At 40.8% G+C, this 18,070-nt stretch carries 17 protein-coding genes and 1 pseudogene; 11 read left to right on the top strand and 7 right to left on the bottom strand.

Annotated elements, in window-relative coordinates:
* Positions 1–161: 161 nt before the first annotated feature.
* The 8 genes from J4N45_RS11345 (at position 162) to J4N45_RS11310 (ending at position 5,277) form a co-directional block, all read left to right on the top strand.
* On the top strand, positions 162–998 hold the full coding sequence (locus J4N45_RS11345; protein WP_252011189.1) for a hypothetical protein: 837 nt from the start codon (positions 162–164) through the stop codon (positions 996–998).
* The gene (locus tag J4N45_RS11340; protein ID WP_252011188.1) at positions 988–1,488 is read left to right on the top strand and encodes a hypothetical protein; all 501 of its coding nucleotides are present in this window, start codon (positions 988–990) and stop codon (positions 1,486–1,488) included. Before J4N45_RS11345 ends, J4N45_RS11340 begins: the two co-directional genes overlap by 11 nt.
* A 10-nt stretch (positions 1,489–1,498) precedes the next feature.
* Positions 1,499–2,314 (top strand): hypothetical protein, encoded by an 816-nt coding sequence (locus J4N45_RS11335; protein ID WP_252011187.1) that lies wholly within the window; start codon positions 1,499–1,501, stop codon positions 2,312–2,314.
* A gap of 2 nt (positions 2,315–2,316) precedes the next feature.
* Entirely contained in the window at positions 2,317–2,490 is a 174-nt protein-coding gene (locus J4N45_RS11330) for a hypothetical protein (RefSeq protein ID WP_252011186.1), read from the top strand.
* Positions 2,491–3,064: 574 nt separating this feature from the next.
* Positions 3,065–3,337: a hypothetical protein gene (locus J4N45_RS11325; protein WP_252011185.1), complete on the top strand. Its 273-nt coding sequence runs from the start codon at positions 3,065–3,067 to the stop codon at positions 3,335–3,337.
* Positions 3,338–3,543: 206 nt separating this feature from the next.
* A complete protein-coding gene (locus tag J4N45_RS11320; RefSeq protein WP_252011184.1) occupies positions 3,544–3,831 on the top strand; it encodes a hypothetical protein in 288 nt (95 codons plus the stop codon).
* A 386-nt stretch (positions 3,832–4,217) separates the two neighbouring features.
* Positions 4,218–4,718: a hypothetical protein gene (locus J4N45_RS11315; protein WP_252011182.1), complete on the top strand. Its 501-nt coding sequence runs from the start codon at positions 4,218–4,220 to the stop codon at positions 4,716–4,718.
* A gap of 13 nt (positions 4,719–4,731) precedes the next feature.
* The gene (locus J4N45_RS11310) at positions 4,732–5,277 is read left to right on the top strand and encodes a hypothetical protein (protein WP_252011181.1); all 546 of its coding nucleotides are present in this window, start codon (positions 4,732–4,734) and stop codon (positions 5,275–5,277) included.
* Between the two features lie 453 nt (positions 5,278–5,730).
* Here J4N45_RS11310 and J4N45_RS11305 read toward each other — a convergent pair whose 3' ends face one another.
* Both J4N45_RS11305 and J4N45_RS11300 read right to left on the bottom strand, forming a co-directional pair.
* Positions 5,731–6,195 (bottom strand): hypothetical protein, encoded by a 465-nt coding sequence (locus tag J4N45_RS11305; RefSeq protein ID WP_252011179.1) that lies wholly within the window; start codon positions 6,193–6,195, stop codon positions 5,731–5,733.
* A gap of 438 nt (positions 6,196–6,633) precedes the next feature.
* On the bottom strand, positions 6,634–6,972 hold the full coding sequence (locus tag J4N45_RS11300; RefSeq protein WP_252011177.1) for a hypothetical protein: 339 nt from the start codon (positions 6,970–6,972) through the stop codon (positions 6,634–6,636).
* Between the two features lie 267 nt (positions 6,973–7,239).
* Here J4N45_RS11300 and norV point away from each other — a divergent pair, with 267 nt between their 5' ends.
* Complete coding sequence (norV, locus tag J4N45_RS11295; RefSeq protein WP_252011176.1) at positions 7,240–8,658, top strand: anaerobic nitric oxide reductase flavorubredoxin; 1,419 nt, start codon at positions 7,240–7,242, stop codon at positions 8,656–8,658.
* On the top strand, positions 8,658–9,800 hold the full coding sequence (gene norW, locus J4N45_RS11290) for an NADH:flavorubredoxin reductase NorW (RefSeq protein ID WP_252011174.1): 1,143 nt from the start codon (positions 8,658–8,660) through the stop codon (positions 9,798–9,800). Before norV ends, norW begins: the two co-directional genes overlap by 1 nt.
* A 474-nt stretch (positions 9,801–10,274) precedes the next feature.
* Here the strand turns inward: norW and J4N45_RS11285 are convergent.
* Positions 10,275–11,442, bottom strand: a pseudogene (locus J4N45_RS11285) (DEAD/DEAH box helicase); the annotation flags it as partial.
* Complete coding sequence (locus J4N45_RS11280; protein WP_252011169.1) at positions 11,436–11,960, bottom strand: VspR family transcription factor; 525 nt, start codon at positions 11,958–11,960, stop codon at positions 11,436–11,438. The gene J4N45_RS11280 and the pseudogene J4N45_RS11285, both read right to left, overlap by 7 nt.
* Positions 11,961–12,063: 103 nt before the next feature.
* On the opposite strand from J4N45_RS11280, the gene J4N45_RS11275 reads away from it, so the two are divergent.
* Positions 12,064–12,378 carry a helix-turn-helix domain-containing protein gene (locus J4N45_RS11275; RefSeq protein ID WP_252011162.1) on the top strand — a complete coding sequence of 105 codons (315 nt, stop codon included), beginning with the start codon at positions 12,064–12,066 and terminating at the stop codon, positions 12,376–12,378.
* Positions 12,379–12,455: 77 nt separating this feature from the next.
* Here J4N45_RS11275 and J4N45_RS11270 read toward each other — a convergent pair whose 3' ends face one another.
* Genes J4N45_RS11270 through J4N45_RS11260 form a run of 3 tightly spaced genes read right to left on the bottom strand, consistent with a single transcriptional unit; the run spans position 12,456 to position 18,069 of the window.
* Entirely contained in the window at positions 12,456–13,013 is a 558-nt protein-coding gene (locus J4N45_RS11270; protein ID WP_252011160.1) for a hypothetical protein, read from the bottom strand.
* On the bottom strand, positions 13,006–15,786 hold the full coding sequence (locus tag J4N45_RS11265) for a hypothetical protein (RefSeq protein ID WP_252011158.1): 2,781 nt from the start codon (positions 15,784–15,786) through the stop codon (positions 13,006–13,008). The genes J4N45_RS11270 and J4N45_RS11265 overlap by 8 nt, the downstream gene beginning before the upstream one ends.
* Before the next feature lie 12 nt (positions 15,787–15,798).
* Positions 15,799–18,069: a hypothetical protein gene (locus J4N45_RS11260; RefSeq protein ID WP_252011156.1), complete on the bottom strand. Its 2,271-nt coding sequence runs from the start codon at positions 18,067–18,069 to the stop codon at positions 15,799–15,801.
* Between the last annotated feature and the right edge of the window lies 1 nt (position 18,070).

The following is an 18,070-nucleotide window of genomic DNA, read 5'->3' as shown; positions in this document are numbered from 1 at the left end:
AATGATCATATTTATAGTAGTGACTCAATCCTAAAGCATTCCGATCTCTGCAGACCAATCGGTATTACTAACGGTATTGCCGCTTGCAGGATCATGGCAAAGAATCACAACACCACCAGTAAGTTAGGTTTGACCAGAAATAAAACAGCAGTGGCATAAGCATGAAAAAAATAGCACCTCTTATAGCGTTGGCATCGTGCCCAGCAGTATCAGACACCGTAAGGGAAGACTTTAATAATTGGACAGCGCTACTTAACCAAGTGACCGATGACCACAGAGCGGCAACGGTGATAGGTTTCGATAATAACCACAACCAAGCTTTGTCGTGGGAGTGTTCAGTAAGGAACGATGGTTTTGCGCGAGAAGCGTTCAAGGTAAAGGTTCCAAACAGAGACTTATCTTATGGCGTGAATTTTAATACCGATGTTGGCTCTGGAAGCTTCTACATGCCAAATCAAGGAACTGATTCATGGAATTGGTCAGAGGTAAGTAACCTAAGCTTCATCAAATCCATGCGTGATTCGATGTTGGCTCGACTAGAGTTCAAAGGATACGAGCGTAGCGAAAATGGTTCAATCGACCGTGGAATAACGCGAGTTGCTATAGATATGACAAGCTCGGACAAAGCAATAGAGCGAGCTAGAGCGTTCTGCAACAACACTAGATTCTTTGACGTTAGCTATTCGGACAATGAGATACTGGTTGATGGCAAGCCGATAAGCAAGTTCTGCTACGAACCATTAGCTGGAACAATGTCGGGCGACGCTTTTATCAAGCAAATCTTTATCACTAGACCTAGTGAATTTTCAAGAAGCTGCTCAGATGCAAATCAAGAAGCACGATGGCGCGAGCATGAGGTTACTCACATTGGGGGTAACAGGTTCGAGATTGCCGTGATTGATGGTAGGTCAACAATCACGTACAGAGCCAAGCTTAACAATGTTCGAATGTATGATCATGACTCCGTGATAATGGAGCGAATCAGCAATGTTGAATAGACTGACCGTGCTGGCTGGGCTGGTTTCGCTTCCTTTCGTAGCCTCTGCCAGCCTTCTGTATCTTGACTGGGACACCAGACTACCTAACGGAACAGCGACTCGAATCAATGCAGATTCAGGCACAATTGAGCACTACATGGCTCAAATCAAGCACTTACCAAACGGAGGCAGGACAATTCAGTTTACGCATATGTCGAGCATCTTTGACATTTGCTCTGATCGAGAGTTTGTTGTTGATGAACCATACGATGAGTTATTTACGATTAACGGCATTCGAATCCAGATGGCTGCAGTTTGCAGAGATAAAACTAAGTCTGGACGCCGTGATTTGGTGTACATGACAGCAACACCCAAGAACGAAGAAGATCTAGAACTCGTAGTTAATGCATTCACAAAGGGTAAGAACGTTCTTGTTCTATTCCCAATTGACACAACCAACGGTTCTGTGGACTTCAATGCTATGGGGTTCTCTGCAGCTTGGAATAAATAGAAAAATCAGAATGAAAAAATTAACAGTGGCAATCGCAGTAGCTGCTTTGGCGGGTTGCAATAGCAGCGACGAAGAAATAGAAGCAACACCAGATTCACCAACCGACACACTTGGCGCGTGTGTGGGTAAATATACTGCTTACGTTCAACCAGACGGCATGAGCTATCACCTTGTAGGTGCAATCTCCAAGCGAGAAAATCCTGCTCTTCCTTATAACTGGGACTCAGAGTACGATGGGAAAGTTAACCTAACAGTCGAGTACGATGAATCGTACTGCAGTGACTTTGACGTAGATACGGCGATTTACATCTCAAAGAATTCTGACAGCGATTACTTTGCTTTTGAAAGACAAACGGATGTCAGCGCTGCTCAGGCGAATCTAGAAATGGCATTGATGGCTCCGCATCAGCACTTGGTTGTTGATAGCGATATAGCCGTTAAGGTGATACGAGTTGTTGGCGTTCAAAAGGTGTTTGAGTGGAATAGCGACACCCAAGAAGAACACTATCGAATTGAAGACACCCACAGCTACACAGCGGATTATGGCGATGATTTTGTATTTGCTACTTTAAAATACGCTCGGTTCCAGCTGGATGAGAATGCTATGGAGTTCTCGACCAGATCCCAACTTGAAGGTCTTATTGGCGACTGCGCAAACGTTGGTTCTGAATGTTGGGCTGGCTATTTCCATCGAACGTTTGATGCATCCCAGCCCCAAGTATACTTTGCCAAGAAGTTTAAGATTGATCCAGATTACGCGAAGGCGATAGTTGATATGTACTTTGACAGTGTTGAGGTTCCACCAATTCCAATGCCAGTGGAGTAAGCATGCGTAGAGTTCTAGTTTTCATCCTTAAGTGGGTAGCATCAATGATCGGCGTGGCGTTCTTTGCTGGTTATTGTGCAACGATTTGGAAAAGCGAATCAGGCCAATTGCTTGTGCTGTGGATTTGGGTTTCTATGTCGCTTGGCATTACTTGGAAGATGTTCAAGAACCACTGATGCAAAGATGGCTGCCAATGTGCAGCCATTGTTTTACTTGATATCCACGCAGTCGTGACCTTTCTGCATGCTTTTCCTATATCGATTAATTGCCAAGTCCAGTTGGTGAACGCTGGTTAGCTTCTGCTTTCTGATGAATCCTCAGCAAGCTTTGGGTATCTCATTATTTTCCCAATATCGATTGTGAGTAATAAATATTGTCAATTAGAAGCTTTAAATCTTGTGAGTGTTGTTCGAGGTTAGTGAAGCGCATCGCTTCAGATACTAGCGGAACGGTAAGTCATTAACCTTCCAACTTAGTCGAGCACTTAGTTGTGTTATCCGTTCAATCTGATGTCTTCACCTAACCCTTCTCATGAATGAATACTCAATTAAACGTTAGGTGCGATTACTGATTCAGTTACAGAAATTAGATAAAGAATGAAACTCTTATCTCAAGCAGTTATGTCCCAAACATTCATACTTCACATGTAGCTCAGTGATCTGCTTTTGCTAGCCCGAAATTTATTGGAGGTCACAGTTCATCAATCAAATCCCATACTTGTCGATATACGAAAGTCGCTACTCTAGTTGTATGAACACAAAGACCTTTCTTCTAGCCCAAATACATCGAGCAAGACTAGACTGTGACAAATGCTTAATCGAACTTCTTGATATGATGAGCCTAGCCGTGATGCGAAACAGTTCAGTAGAAATCGATAGGCATTTAATGAACGACATGTTCGAGGGTGACATACTTCTAATCATTGCACTGACCGACACAAACTTATCGATCAACTTTAACGAATTTGTACTAATAGAGTCGGTGCAATATGTTATGAAGTTTGGCCGCGCATTACCAAGTTAATGCACAAGCTTGGGCTGCTTTGCTCCTTAACCATGCCGCTAATATGCAATAACCATAGTGGCATGGTTTTCACCTTATTTGCGGACATGCTTGTTTGTTACGTAAGCACCTTTTTAACGTCCTTTCCGCGTCAAATCACAACATCACCTTAAACTTTACGCTTTACGTCATACTGAATTGTAAAAGTGTAAAGTGAGCGATGAGATATGGATGTTAAAGTTCAGAACGACAATCAAATGGCGATTTTCGCTGCATGTGAGGTAGTCAAATCAGATAAGATCACCTCCAGAAAGGTCTCAGAAAGAGTTGGATGGTCACACGCCACCTGTGCACAATATGTAGTGGATTGGAGTAGCCAGAGGGCAAAGAAAGAACGCGATGCTGCGAAGAAGACTCAAATGAGCAGTAAATTTGTCAGAGCTTTGCATGATGAGGTTGATGACATAATTGGTCGCCTCAGAACTGTTGATGCAATAGGGAGTCGTTCATCCTGAAATCAAAGTAGTTCTCTGCCTAAATGACGTAACTCGCATCTGGAAAAACCTTTTAGAACAATTACTTAAATTAGAAAGATGCTGATAACTTTAAGAATGGGGAAAGTCGCTTAGTGAAGCGTCCAAATTTGCGGGTGCGCATCACTTCGTGCTGCTACTAGGTTGAACTTGTTAAAAGCTTAAAATATCTAAAAAGGGTAGCTGTAAGTGTGTTGTCCGTAAGCAAATCTGAAATATTGGAAATGTTCCATTTCCTGCTCTCTATCTAACTTTCTGATTCTCCTGTCAGTTCATAAATTCAACAAATCAAACTAAGTTTGCACCTACATTAGAGTAAGCGCTCTAATGTAATGTGCGCTTCATCACATTTAACAAGGTATCAAACTATGAACACCCTAAAACTATCTGCTGTGACCGTAATGATTGTTGCAGGTTCACTAACAGGTTGTGCTCAACGTCCACTAGCAACAATTCCTACTGATACTACAGTTATGATTCAAACTAATACCGCTCCCGAAGCGATCTATGAAGCTGCTGTTCAATGCGTTTTGGATAATGTTAATCCACCATCATCAGGTCAACTATTCACTTATCAGAGTGAGAAGAATAGTCAGCTAGCTTTTGTTTACCATGATCGTGCTGCCTATATGCTTCTGGGTAATCCTCAATCAAACGAGTTTAAAGCAACAATCCGCATCAATGGGAAGAAAGGTGAGATCAAATCTCAAGGCATCCAGTGGTTTCAAACTCCATCTCAATATGTAACAGGTGGTTGGCAAGATCCTCATATGCTACACAATCAAGAGTACGTAGATAATATGTATAGTGCTGTTAATGATATGAAGAATAAGCTCAATACGTGTATCACTCAATACGCTTCAAGTTAATAGAGGTTAAGTTGTGAAAAAGTTAATTGCATTTTCAGTGTTAGCCGCATCTATTCTATCGGGTTGTGGTGGAGATGGTGGCACTGATGCACCATCTTCAGTAAAGGTCGATATGTCAACTCAAGAGTACCTTATTAATAACACCCCCGTATTTACCCATGCAGAGAGCGTAATACTTCCTAAAACTCACGATTACTATGGTGTTGATCAATCTAGTCAGATTAGAGTGGATATAGATTTATATTTCACTGGTGAATATCGACTGCGTACTTATCCATTCAATGACAATATACAAGAGTTTGAGAATACCCCTTCGTTTGAACACTTTTTCGATCCAGAGGTAACTTGCAAAGATCAGCTTGTTGACTCCCTTAGTGGAGAACGTAGTGGATTCATTACACCTTCAGGTGGTGCTTGTCGTGTAACATTGATTAATATGGTAATCAAAGATACAAAAGCACCAGTAAATGTATGGTTTACGTTAAAGAATGGTACACCAATATCAGCAGGTTCAAGAGATCCGGATTCTGACGAGGTTATTTTAGGTTTTGGCGAATAGATAATTGTGAAACGTATAGAACTAGCTTTAGCTTTCATGGCTCTCTTGCAAAGGCAAGTTACAGTTTGACCATGAGCTAGCCACTCAAGCAACTAGAAGATGGACAGAAACGCACTACATTCCTTTATCTCTCACATGCCCCATATAGCCGTCATCCTCGCGAAAATGAGGATCTCATACCACGTGTAGGTATATAAAAATATTCGATTAAGTCACGTAGTTTAACTTTTCAACGCGCTGAATGAGATCCCCTTTTTCAAGGGGATGACGGTGAATTTGGTATGGTTTGAGACGCCGATAGGGGTAAATGCATATTACAGATTTTGCTAAATTAGTAAATAATGAATTAATTTTTGTATCAAGAACCACTAAAATTATCCGGACCACAGTAAACACTATACCCAACGATGGAATGAAAAATGCCAAGCGTTGATAATTACTCTTAAATGCTTGTTAGCTTTTGTATGTAATAGTTGGCAGTTCATAAGCTCGATTGTGTTTCTTTGCAACCAAATACTGATGCACTTGATAGTAAACCGCACTGATTTCGATATCACTAAAACCTGCTATTTTTTTAGATAACTCAAAACTATTTATTTGAAACAACTCTCCATCACCTAAGTCCTCTAACGAAATTACTAATTCTCGTCTCATATAAGCCAATGAACTAGTAAGCCTATATGGTGTACTTTTGGAAACAAACGCTTCCGCTATTAACAACCATTCAGACTCATATAAATCAGGTGTATTTTTCTTCATAAGTTCATCAAATAAGATGAATACTGCTGAAATCGTTGGCTCAAACACATCATCAGAGCCGGTTGCCAACCCTTTCTGTTGTTTTTTATCAACAAGATTAAAGAGGATTTCTCTTGATGAATCATTAAAAAAGAAATCTATTAGATCATCTTTTTTCATTGTATTCTCCTTGAAAACTAACGCTTTATGTACAGTAACAAGCCGCCTTTCCCACTCTCATCTTGCCGCCAAACAATAAGACAAACATATCAAGGATATCGGCAAAATGTATAGCATAGCAGCTGTGCGTGATTTAATTCTCGTAAGCTGATTCGCAAAACCATCTCAAGCCAACTGTACTCATAATCAGTAGGTTCTACGCCTCTTAGTATCTCGCTCGCACTTGATTTGCAGATTGAAGACCCGGCGTTCAAATAGTTCGTGCTAAAACCTAGCGCCTTCATTTGTCGCTTAATCTTTGCGTTCAGTGGCCGGGAAAGAGTAGACATAGTTGCATCCTATAGACGTAAAAAAAACGCCCTGAAGACTAGGCGGTCTAATACCTTGCTGCATCTTCAAGGCGAGACAAGTATCGCTTTTATGCCATGCGTGGGCAAATCAGCGCAGGGCATACCTTTCTGCACACGTTCTTCCATTAAATGCGCGTCTTGGCTCCAAGTGGAAAGCTGCATTGGGAATACTAGACTGAGCGTTGATCGCATCCCGGGACATCGCAATTTGCTCCTTGATCCGTGACTTCATCTTGGCTCTGTTCGACCAACCAAACGCATGACTGATAAAGTAATCGCCAGCCTTCTCAAACTGAGACTCATTAGTAATCTCCAACATCATAAACGCATTCATCGCGCATTCTGTGTTCGCTACCCTCAAGTCATCGTTCGCCACTGCAGGAAGAGAAAATAGCGCCACTGCTAACGCTGTTGTTCTTAGTTTCATTATTGTTCGCCTCTTATTTGGGAGGAGGATTCTAGCAGCAGGTAGAAGGGAGGATGTTGATCTGACACCAATCAATAAAATTAATGTCAATTTGACTCGAATATTTATTAAAGAGTCATTTTGATCCAAAAGAAAACATGTCATTTAGACACAAAAACAAACAACGTAGAGCAAGTTAATTCATCAATAACAGCAAGTTACAAACTTGGCATACGCCATGCAAAGTAGATGGCGTTCATCATAAAAATTTGAAAAAGCTAAAACGGTATGAGTATCCAAGTTAAAAACAATGTTAAATGGGTTGGTGTGAAGGACACTGTAACTAGCCACTTCCACGGCACTGAATACAAGATGGGGCGCGGTACAACTTACAACAGCTACTTAATCCAAGAAGAGAAAACGGTCCTTATCGATACAGTGGATCACAAATTCGATGAGCAGTTCCTTGCAAACCTTGAGCAAGAGATTGACCTAAATCAAATCGACTACATTATCACTCAACACGCAGAGCACGACCACGCTGGCGCACTATCTGCACTAATGGCTAAGATTCCAGACACGCCAATCTACTGCACAGAAGCAGGTGTTAAGAGCATCATTGGTCATCACCACATCCCGAACTGGAACTTCCGCACTATCAAGACAGGCGACACCCTAGATATTGGTAACGGCAAAGCGTTGGTGTTTGTCGAAATGCGAATGCTTCACTGGCCTGACTCAATGGCAACATACATGACAGGCGATAATATCCTGTTCTCTAATGACGCATTTGGTCAGCACTATTGTGACGGCAATCTCTTCAACGATGAGATGAACCAAGACGAACTCTACGAAGAATGTCAGCGCTACTTCTCAAACATCCTGACACCATTCGCGCCATTGGTTAAAACGAAAATTGAAGAGGTTCTTTCTCTTGGTGTGCCTATCGATATGATCGCCACATCACACGGGTGCATCTGGCGCACCAACGCAACTCAGATTGTTGAGAAGTACTATGAGTGGTCACAATCATACAAAGAAGACCGCATAACTATCGCCTACGACACAATGAGTGGCAACACTCAGATGATGGCACAGGCCATTGCTGAAGGCATCAAGCAGGAAAGCCCAAGCACAACAATCAACGTCTACAACATTTCACATAGCGACAAGAACGTAGTGCTAGCAAATATGTTCCGTTCTAAAGGTGTTCTGTTCGGCTCATCAACTATGAACAACGTCATGATGCCAAAAGTTGCAGGAATGATAGAAGAAGTCCATGGTTTGCGACTAGCAGAGAAAACAGCGGCGGCATTCGGCTCTTCTGGCTGGACAGGCGGAGCAGTAACTCGCATTGACCAACGCTTGAGGGAAGCTGGCTTAGATACATCAGCACCAATGCACCTTCATTGGAAGCCAGACACAGACGGTATTGCTGAATGTATCGAGTACGGCAAAGCACTGGCAAAAGAATGGAACCAGAAGCACGAAGGCGTGATTGCGCCAGCTCAAGATGAAGAACCTGAAGTCGAGCATTCTGCCGACTGCACTTGCTACAAATGCACAGTTTGTAACTGGATTTACGATCCAAAAGAAGGCGAGCCAAATCAAGGTATCGAACCCGGCGTAGCATTCGATGACTTGCCAGATTGGTTCCTATGCCCTGAATGCCAAATCGGTAAAGAAGTTTTCGTGGAGATCAAATAATGAGTAGACCAATAGTAATTATTGGAAGCGGCTTTGCCGCTCTCCAAGTCGTCAAAATGCTGCACCGTTCTGGCTGTACAACTCCAATCAAAGTCATTACATCTAGTGACGGCAGTGAGTACAATAAGCCAGACCTTAGCCACGTATTCAGCAAACAGCAAAAACCTGAAGAGCTAGTGCTGAAAACAGCCAGCGAGCTTTCAAGCGAGTACGGTGTTAAGTTCACCACGAACACACGTGTTAAGACTATTAATCCAGACCTCCACGTTGTTGAGACTGACGAAGGTTTCTATAGCTACTCAAAGCTTGTTCTGGCTACTGGTGCTAATACCTTCGTGCCAACAATCAAAGGCATCGATTCAAAACACATTGCTACGCTAAACAGCTTGGAAGAGTACTCTGCAAACAAAGACAAGATCGAAGCAGCCAATAGAATCACAATAGTGGGCGGTGGACTTATCGGTGTGGAGCTTGCCGTTGACCTAGCAAAACTCGGCAAAGAGGTCTCTATCATCGAGCCTGCAGCCACTTTACTTAGCAACTTAATCCCTGAATTTGTGGAGAACGAGCTGGTTCATCACCTCGAAGAGCGCGACATCGACATTTACACAGACAGCGCTTTAGTCTCTGTAAATGCTAACCCTACAGGTCTAGCCGCAATCACTAGCCACGGAAAGATGATTGCAACAGATATAATCCTTTCTGCGGCTGGTATCAAACCAAACACCGAACTCGCAAAACAAGCAGGCATCGAAGTGAATCGCGGCATCGTAGTAAGCGACAAGCTAGAAACAAGCGCGCCTGATGTTTTTGCTATTGGGGATTGCGCGGAAATTAACGGTCGCGTAATGGCCTTCTTGCAGCCTGCGGTAATGTCAGCCACAGTTCTGGCAAAACAACTTTTGGGTTATGATGGCTCGCTAAACCTCCCAAACATGCTAGTAAAAGTCAAAACGCCAGAGTACCCAATACAACTGGCAGGCGTTGCAGCTCATATGGTCTATCGCTGGCAGGCGGATATCAAAGGCACCGGAATCATGGCTCGGGGGTATGACGAAAAAGACAAGTTGATTGGATTTGTCTGCACAGGGGAACAAGCAAAACTCGCCTTCCCCATGCTGCGTGAACTGAACGTTAACTAAAAAAAGAGGCATAAAGCCTAATGCCAGTCAGTTAAGCTGACTGGCTTTCTTTTTATTAGGGTATTTCTTTGCTTTAGGTTTTATAGCTCTTGGGTACACTCTGTCCTCATGCTTAATAGGGAGAACATGGTGGGGCACGCCCCAAAGCTCCCGCCGAATGCGAAAGCCACTGACTCACCCCTAAGTAGGAATATCCAACCTAGCATAATAACTACCGATTTCAAGAAGGCAGTGCTATTAACTTGATCACGGCAAGTTAAGGCTAATTTACTAAAAAGGCTGAAATAACTCGCTTATTGAATGCTCCTAAATGAAGTTCATCCGCAAGTTTTACTGAGTCTCGCATTGTAAGCTCGCTTGTCGAATTGACACCCCAACTCACGTTTTGTTGAGTGTGTTCTGGATCACATATAGAGCTCACCCGAACTATAGGACTTTGCCCCCCAAGGACTTCTGAGTCTGGAGCAACAATCTCCTTTACAAACAAACATGTCTCGGGAATATCTTGCTCAATACGTTCAGCAAACTCGATTAAACTGTGTTCAGCGAACGTAAACAACCACGCTTGCTGACTTATGCCATTGTTTACTCGGAGTATGCGTCCTAGCACTTGTCTAAAATATAACTCCGTCTTAACCGAGCTCATATGACAACAAACTTGAAGTCTCGGAATATCAGTACCTTCACTGATCATACCGACACTAACTATCCATTGAGTATCATTCTTGCGGTAACGTTCAATAGTGGCCAAAGGCTCGTCATGGCGGTAGGTCACAATAGATACACTTTGTTGGTACTTTTGGAAAAGAACTTCTTTGATCAGTTGTGCGTGCTTAACAGAAGACGCGACTACTAACCCACCGGCAAAAGGGTTTTGAACTCGAATCTCTGCTAGTTTTTTACAACCGAGTCCAAGCAAGTATTCCATTGCCTTTTGATTATTTATCACACTCTGATAAGAAATTTTGGTTTCCTTAAGCATCTCGAAAATTGAAGGAAACGATTCAATTCTCTGATCGTTTGTTACCGACAGCTTCTCATTATCAACTAGCACAATCTTTGGTGCTCGACACACGCTTTCGACAATAGCTTGCTTTAAAGTGTATTGATAATCGACTAACAGCTTTCCGTCTGGGTCACTGTAATGAGCCATTGCAATAGGAAGTGCATCTGACCGCCAAGGCGTTCCAGACAGCGCCAAAGTATAGGTAGCTAAGCCTTGAATCTTAGTCAGGATTTGCTGTCCCCAAACGTTCCCGTTGCCCAGCTCGGAACCAGAGCAGTGATGTATCTCATCGAATACTACAAACACTCGATGGTTCCGTAAGGTTTGCCAAAACTCTTCATTGAGAAATTGAATAGATTGGTATGTTAGCGACTGACCAATAGAACCTAAACCACCATTAAAGGAGCAACCGAGAACTTTTGAAAAGGTTCTTTTTATACCATTTGAGACTGTTAAAGATGGAGAGAAACACAAAATAAGATCCACCATGTCATCCTCTATTAGCCTTAAAGCAACACTTGCAGCTAAAAACGTTTTACCTGCCCCAGGTGTTGCCTGGCAAAAAAAATGGCCTTGTCTGCCTTTGTACTTTTGTAACGCTTTATCAGCGCACTCTTGTTGCCAGCGCCTCAACATTTTCTATTATCCGGCATAAGAGTTTTGAGTACTTTTGTAAGTACGTTAACTTTTCCAAGCAACTGCGCAGAATGCTCCCTAGCTTGTTCCAATAGAGGCCTCAACTTCTTTTCCAGCTCAGGAAAACGACCTAAGAGTGATTGATACTCATCAATCTCACCCAAAACAATCTCTAGCTCACCTTTGTATTGATTTCGTTCATGAACTAAAACTGAGTAGTCACTTACAATCTTTGTGGCTAGCTCTGCACTTTCAGATCTCGGTGTCACATAGAGAGAATGAAACAAATCTGTTTGAAAGTATCGTCTCTGTCGCCCTTCACCTTTGCACCCAAGCCAGTTGTTCTTCATGAACCGGAGAATCTGTCGATAGACCTTTCTTCTTGCCTCATCGGGATCCACTTTGCATTCACTTGTCGAGAGATAAGCGTCGCGTAGTTCAATAACCGAAAAATCATCCATACCTTTTTCAATCAATAAGTTATGCATAATCGCATTGATTTTTGTCGATTGTTTCATTGTAAACTCGTTCCGAACAGAAAACTAAGGATTGCTTAGTATACAAAAATCAACAAAACTAAGAAAATCTTAGTTAATGAAGGTTTCGAACAATGAAACGAAAATGTCATTTATCAGCCCAATCCCGTTGCGGCTCAAAGAAGCACGCAAAAAAGCCAAACTCTCCCAAAAAGCCTTGGGAGTGAGAATCGGTATGGATGAAGGTTCAGCAAGCGCGAGAATGAATCAGTATGAAAAGGGTAAGCATAGTCCGGACATTCAGACTCTTAAATTGATTGCAAATGAGCTAGGAGTCCCGTTGAACTACTTTTTTTGCGAAGAGGAAAGCACTGCTCAGTTAGCTTGCATAATCGCAAGCTTGAGTGAGGAAGAACGGCAAAAACTTATCAATACGCTGACAGGAACCGAGCGCAGCTAGTACTGTTCAAATGCACGAGAAACACCTCAATATGAACAACAAGCTTATTTCTACAATTAAGGCGACACTTATAATAATTACAAACCTAATTTTAGCCTCAGATCCAGAGGCATCTTATCGATAGCCAAATCCAGTACCTGTTTGGTCGTTTTTGCTTTGAGATCCCTTAATTCAACTTTCATATCTTGTTGAATCTTTACGATTGCATCTTTCTTCTTAGTCCTGATACCAGTGTTTATCTGTCTTCGTACTTGCCTTGTCTGTTCTTTCTGATGCAAGTCTGACAACATTGCGTTGGTTTCGTCAAAAAAATCAAGAATACTCGCACTGAACTTAGAAGCTCTAAAGATGCTTTGAGCGCTGATATTTACGTCTCTCGCCACTTCAGCTTTTGTCATCTCAAACAATGCTTTGGGGGTTTTACGGCTCGCTACCTTCCCATAATTTTGGATGTTCTTCTTCTTAGTTTCCGTTAACGCCAAAATCGATTGCCACACCCGATATGTCGTGTGTGTGATATCCGGAACCACCCAGTTCGGAGGAGAAGAAACATCACTAATAGGACTATCACACTCTAGACTATTCAAAAAGTCATCACTCATTAGTTCATCTAAGCTACTATTATCATTAATCATATCGATACATCTCCTCTTCTAACTTTTGCTCGATAGCATTTATAGAACAAAAAATCTTACTCAATATCTGATCTACGGATTCGGGGGTTGGGGACGAGGACCGCAAATCCTTGATCCTCTTATATGCTGAACGTAACGTCGGAAGGTGATCCTGAACCATAAAACCCAATGTCTTATCATCTAAGGCTTCTTTTACCATGGGTAAAATTGTGACCCATATTCCTCGAATATTGCCCTTCGTAACAATAGCGTGCGTGCAGTTTAAACAAAACTCAGGCTTAGCGTCATGAGGGTTTATTCTTTCAAACGTTGCGCACTTTGCCTTATTTTCTGCACCTTCTCTTGGTATACAGGTGGCAAAAATGTTAGTCTGCAAATCGATTATTCGTCCATTAATGCTCTCTCTAAGCGCTAGCGCTTCATTTTCAGTTAATGGTTTCGTCAATTCTTTAGCCTTTTGAACATAACGAGTAAAGCCACCAACATAGTCTTCGCCGATCTTGTCAGATTCCACTAACAACGTATCTACGATAGCGTTCAAATATCGTTGCTTCGCTCCTCTAATTAGGCTGCTAGCTTCCTTGTCACGGAGATATGACATGAAAAAAGAAGCGTCAAGATGACAAAACTGATGTCTGATCACAGTCCCAATATCGCCTTGATAACGCGTCAAAACAGCTTCAGCCCATATATGGCGGAACGCATGAGGGGTAGGGTAGCGAACACCTTGTAAGATTTCGTTTGATATATCATTCATCGTTTTTCGATCTAAAACTATAGTCCTAGCACGAAGCAGAGCCTTCGACTTTTCCGACAAATGAGTCTCTATCACCTTCATGTGTATAGGATCACTGACCTCCCCTTTCGCCATAAATTCCTTAAGGGATGACTTAAAACTCCTTTGAGCGAGAGCACCATTAAAAGATGTACAATTCAGTCTTAACCAATCACCTTTTATTTCATTGGCTGTTTCTACAATGATTTTATACTTTCGACTGGTGACATCATATTTTGCCGAAAGTCTCTTCAACTCGATACGTTCAACATCAGAGAGTAAGTTTATGTCTTTCAATAAAAACGACTCAAGTTTTAGACATTCATTGAATGGTTGATAGTCATAGACAAACCTATGCCAGTTTGCTTTAACGCGCTTTTCAATAAATGTAGCTGACTGCTCGAGGTTCTTAATACGACCACTAGTATCTTGGTATAAACAGGGCTCGCCTTCGTTTGCATTGAATAAGTCGTTGAGTTGAAGAGAAATTTGAAAACACTGAGATGTTATCTCTCTATCTATTTTTGTGCGACCGTTTGTTTTCGGAACATACCACTTTAATTTAAAACGAAAAGGGACATGCGAGCTATCCAGTATATCATTATTGTTCTCGATTATTATAGCATTAAGTGGAAAACCAAACTCTGTTTTCCTGTATCCTAACCACGCGACAATTAGTGTACTCATTGCATGCGCTTGAGCATTTAATTCAACCATAAAAGATTGGTAGGTTGAATCCGAAGCATTGTCTATTAACTGCCCTACAAAACTTCTTAGCTCTAACAATTGTTCTTTCTGATCTAACTTTTTAGCCAGAATAACCTTTTCCATTATATCGTAAACATCTGATGCAGTGATAGTTTCTAACTTGTTGTTAAAAATAAAAGTTCTATCTAGAGATGCTAGATAACCTTCCCAAACTTGTTCTGGCGTCTTATTACAATCAAAAGAATAGAACTTTTGTAGCATCAAAATTCGAACTACTTCAACGGCATCAAACCTCATCCCTAGCCCCAAAATTAACACTACTTTTTCTATGTAAAACTCGTTTAACGACATTGCATGATTGTAGTTACTTTCATATTGATAATAAACCGTTTGCTTTACGCTTTGAAAGAGTTCAAGGTGATTTACTCCACTACTATTATTTCCTTCCACATCTAAATTCTCTCCTCTCAACCCACACATCACTACCTTGAGTAGTCTATTATTTACCATGCTATCAAATGAACCGATGCTATATCTGTCCCTAATATCATCGATTGTTTTTTTACATACAACCAAATTGAGATAATTCTGTTGATATAGATTTCTTAAGTAATCGACATAAAACTGACCTAACTCAAGTCCTAGTGCGTTAAAACTACCTCCCTTCTTATACTCTTGTAGTGACATGCCAATTTGAGACTTGCACACGGCAGAAAGTGCATTGTCACAATTATTCTTATTGATATACTTGCTAAACACACCCTCTACACCAATTGCCTGTAGCTTATTTCGGATCGCTGGGAGTCTAAAAGGATGTATCGAACCGCAGTAACTAGGTGGAGATATGCGATTGCGAAAAGACCCTTCCTTATCCAGAGTTCTCAAAATAAATGAACACCAGAAGTCTTCTAAGTTATTCAGACTTACCTCGCTATCCCCTATTTCTTTGATAAACGCGATGACATGCGCAATGATAGTATAGGCTTGATATACATTATGGGCTGTAGTAGCGGATATTGCTACCGAGAAAAATAACTTGGCATAAGATTTAGATGATAATGTGTATTCAAATCCATCTATCGTTAAGGTCGCGATATCCCTACATAATAAAGAAGGTTTATCGAACAATGAGAAATCGATTTCAGTGAGTCCACAATTGAAATGATAAAAGTATATTTTATCATCTTGAATTAAGCCGCGACTTTTGACAAAACCCGGATGAGACATCAAGATTTTATTCTGATCCTCCCAAAAAAGATCATATAGAGTGTTTGATGCTTTATTTTTCATTAATAAACCTTGTTATAATAAGTTGAAAACACTCACTGTTACACCTTCTTTTTGCGATTTTAAAAACATTCTTCGGCCCTCCTTCACATTTTCTTTACCAAGCATATTTAATGCATACTCTGTCCATTCAACTGTAGGAATTACCGTTCTATAGAAATTCTTAGGATTTAGTGACAGTAACTTCCTATAGTTTTTCTTGAATTCGTATAAATAATTATAGAACTTCCAAGCTGTTATTGGGCTATCTTTGATATATATCGGTTCAAAGAAAGAAGATTGATTCAACTGAGTTCGGATATTTACTCCTACTTGTTGTAACTTCCCCTTATCTTTACCTGTAGCCAATTTAATTCTCGAAACAAACTCGCCCGTCCTGTAGGATATTTCATCAGAAACAGCTAGGAATTCACTGTTAAAGCGTTTTACAGAATCAGTTTCCTCCGTTGAAGCTAAGTTTTCAAAACATAAGGAAAACACATTGTTAATAAGGTCAATCATAACCTCTCTTGTGATACGACCTGAAGAGTTCAGCCACTCTTCGTTGTCGCTGTTTAAATAGTGCTTCCTCTCTGTTTTATTTGAATGAGAGTTTCTATTGACGAGATAAGTGTAGGTAAATGGGTCACTAAATGCGTGAACTGAGCTATTTTTAATAGCTTGCAAACCAAATAGACACTTTTGACATGCGGTTCCAGATTCAATTACGAGAGCTCTTCTCTGACTGATAGATAAGTGAGAACAATTTCTACCTGCAAGATTGTGGGCATTCAGACCGTTTTTAAACAACGCAACAAGTGCACTTGGTATAACATAGGGTAAATCTCCTCGTTTTTTATGAACCAACAACAGTTCATCGCGAATTGATGTCATATTTAGCAAGGCATTAATTGCGCCACTTTTAGATCTAACTCCTTTAAGAATTTCCACATCTACAAAGCCACTAACTAATTTTTCATGTGGATCTCGCGTTGAAAGCATAAGTAATATCGCTTTACCTTCAGGAGAGTCACCAGACACAGAGTTCGTTGTGTGAAATAACTTTGAGCGTCCTTTAAAATATTCCGTCTCAATATGTTTTATCCTGTCGCCTTTTTTCAAGAATCGAAAAGATCTGTTTGTAAGCTTACTTATATCACTAGGTTGAACTGCTAATGATGCCATTAACCAGGAAAACATTAATTCCTCAATCTTAGTTACAGCACAATTTGGGCCTCCATCAGACAAAAGCCTCAACACGCTAAAGTCAAACAGAGCCGAGTTGCTTCCAGCTGTGAAGTTAAGCTGTAGGAAACGCGTGTTGATCTGCGTACGGTCTCTCTTAGGGTTTAAAAAAATCCTCTGACATTTCTCTTTTGAATCAAACGCTTTAAAAATCAAATCAATACAATTATCGTTGCTAACATTTGAAATTATTATTAATTTTAGCGCAGTTAACAAAGCGTCACTTTTATTTTCAATGTCGTGATAGTGGTTTATAATCTTGTATATTGTCTCACCAACAAACTGCTTCTTTTTGTGACAAGAGTCCTCAACTGGCAATTCTAGTATGTGTTTATCCATACCGGAACCATTGAAAAAATCCACTATTTCTTGTTTAGACTTATTTATTTCATTAATTAAGACAGAAGCCGTTACCTTAAGTGAGTTGACTGTTATTCTTGGTGACGCCAGCGCTACATACAACTCATTGCCAATCCCCACATCATCGCGCCGCAACCAATCTAACTTTCCAAAATAGCTAAATAATGAAATTTGCTTCTTATTAAGGTTTGGGCTTATCGGTGTAGCCCTTAATTGTTGAAGATATAAAATCTCTTTTTTATCAAGCTCAATTTGCAATTGGACTGAGTAATCTAAGGCATATGTAAATAGTAATTTTAGATCACTTAGTACACTTCTCCCCCCATGGTTATTCAGCATGTCGAAACGATATGATTCATATTCTTTAAGTAACTCATATTCATTATCTATTTCTTTCGAATCAAGCCATTCAATAAACGTATGGGCATGTGCTGAGCATTTTTCTTTTGCAGTTATAGATGCACCTTTATCAAAAAATGCGTAATTGCAAGCAGCTATTACGACTTTAAACAGAGTTATTTTAAAAGGAGAATCTGCATTATTTAATACAATTTTACGTTCTGGAAAGCTACTAGAGCCATTTATTGGCGGTAAGAGTATGCTCTTAGCATTCATAGGAAATTGCATTTCCACAATTGAGCGACTATCGTCAAACTCATTCTGTAGCTTTTTCTGGTAGTCTTCCGAGTTCTCAACCGTCATA

It is taken from the genome of Vibrio sp. SCSIO 43140, assembly GCF_023716585.1.
In the GTDB taxonomy this organism is placed as follows: Bacteria; Pseudomonadota; Gammaproteobacteria; order Enterobacterales; family Vibrionaceae; genus Vibrio; species Vibrio maritimus_B.
This window is presented reverse-complemented; position numbering and strand designations above follow the sequence as displayed.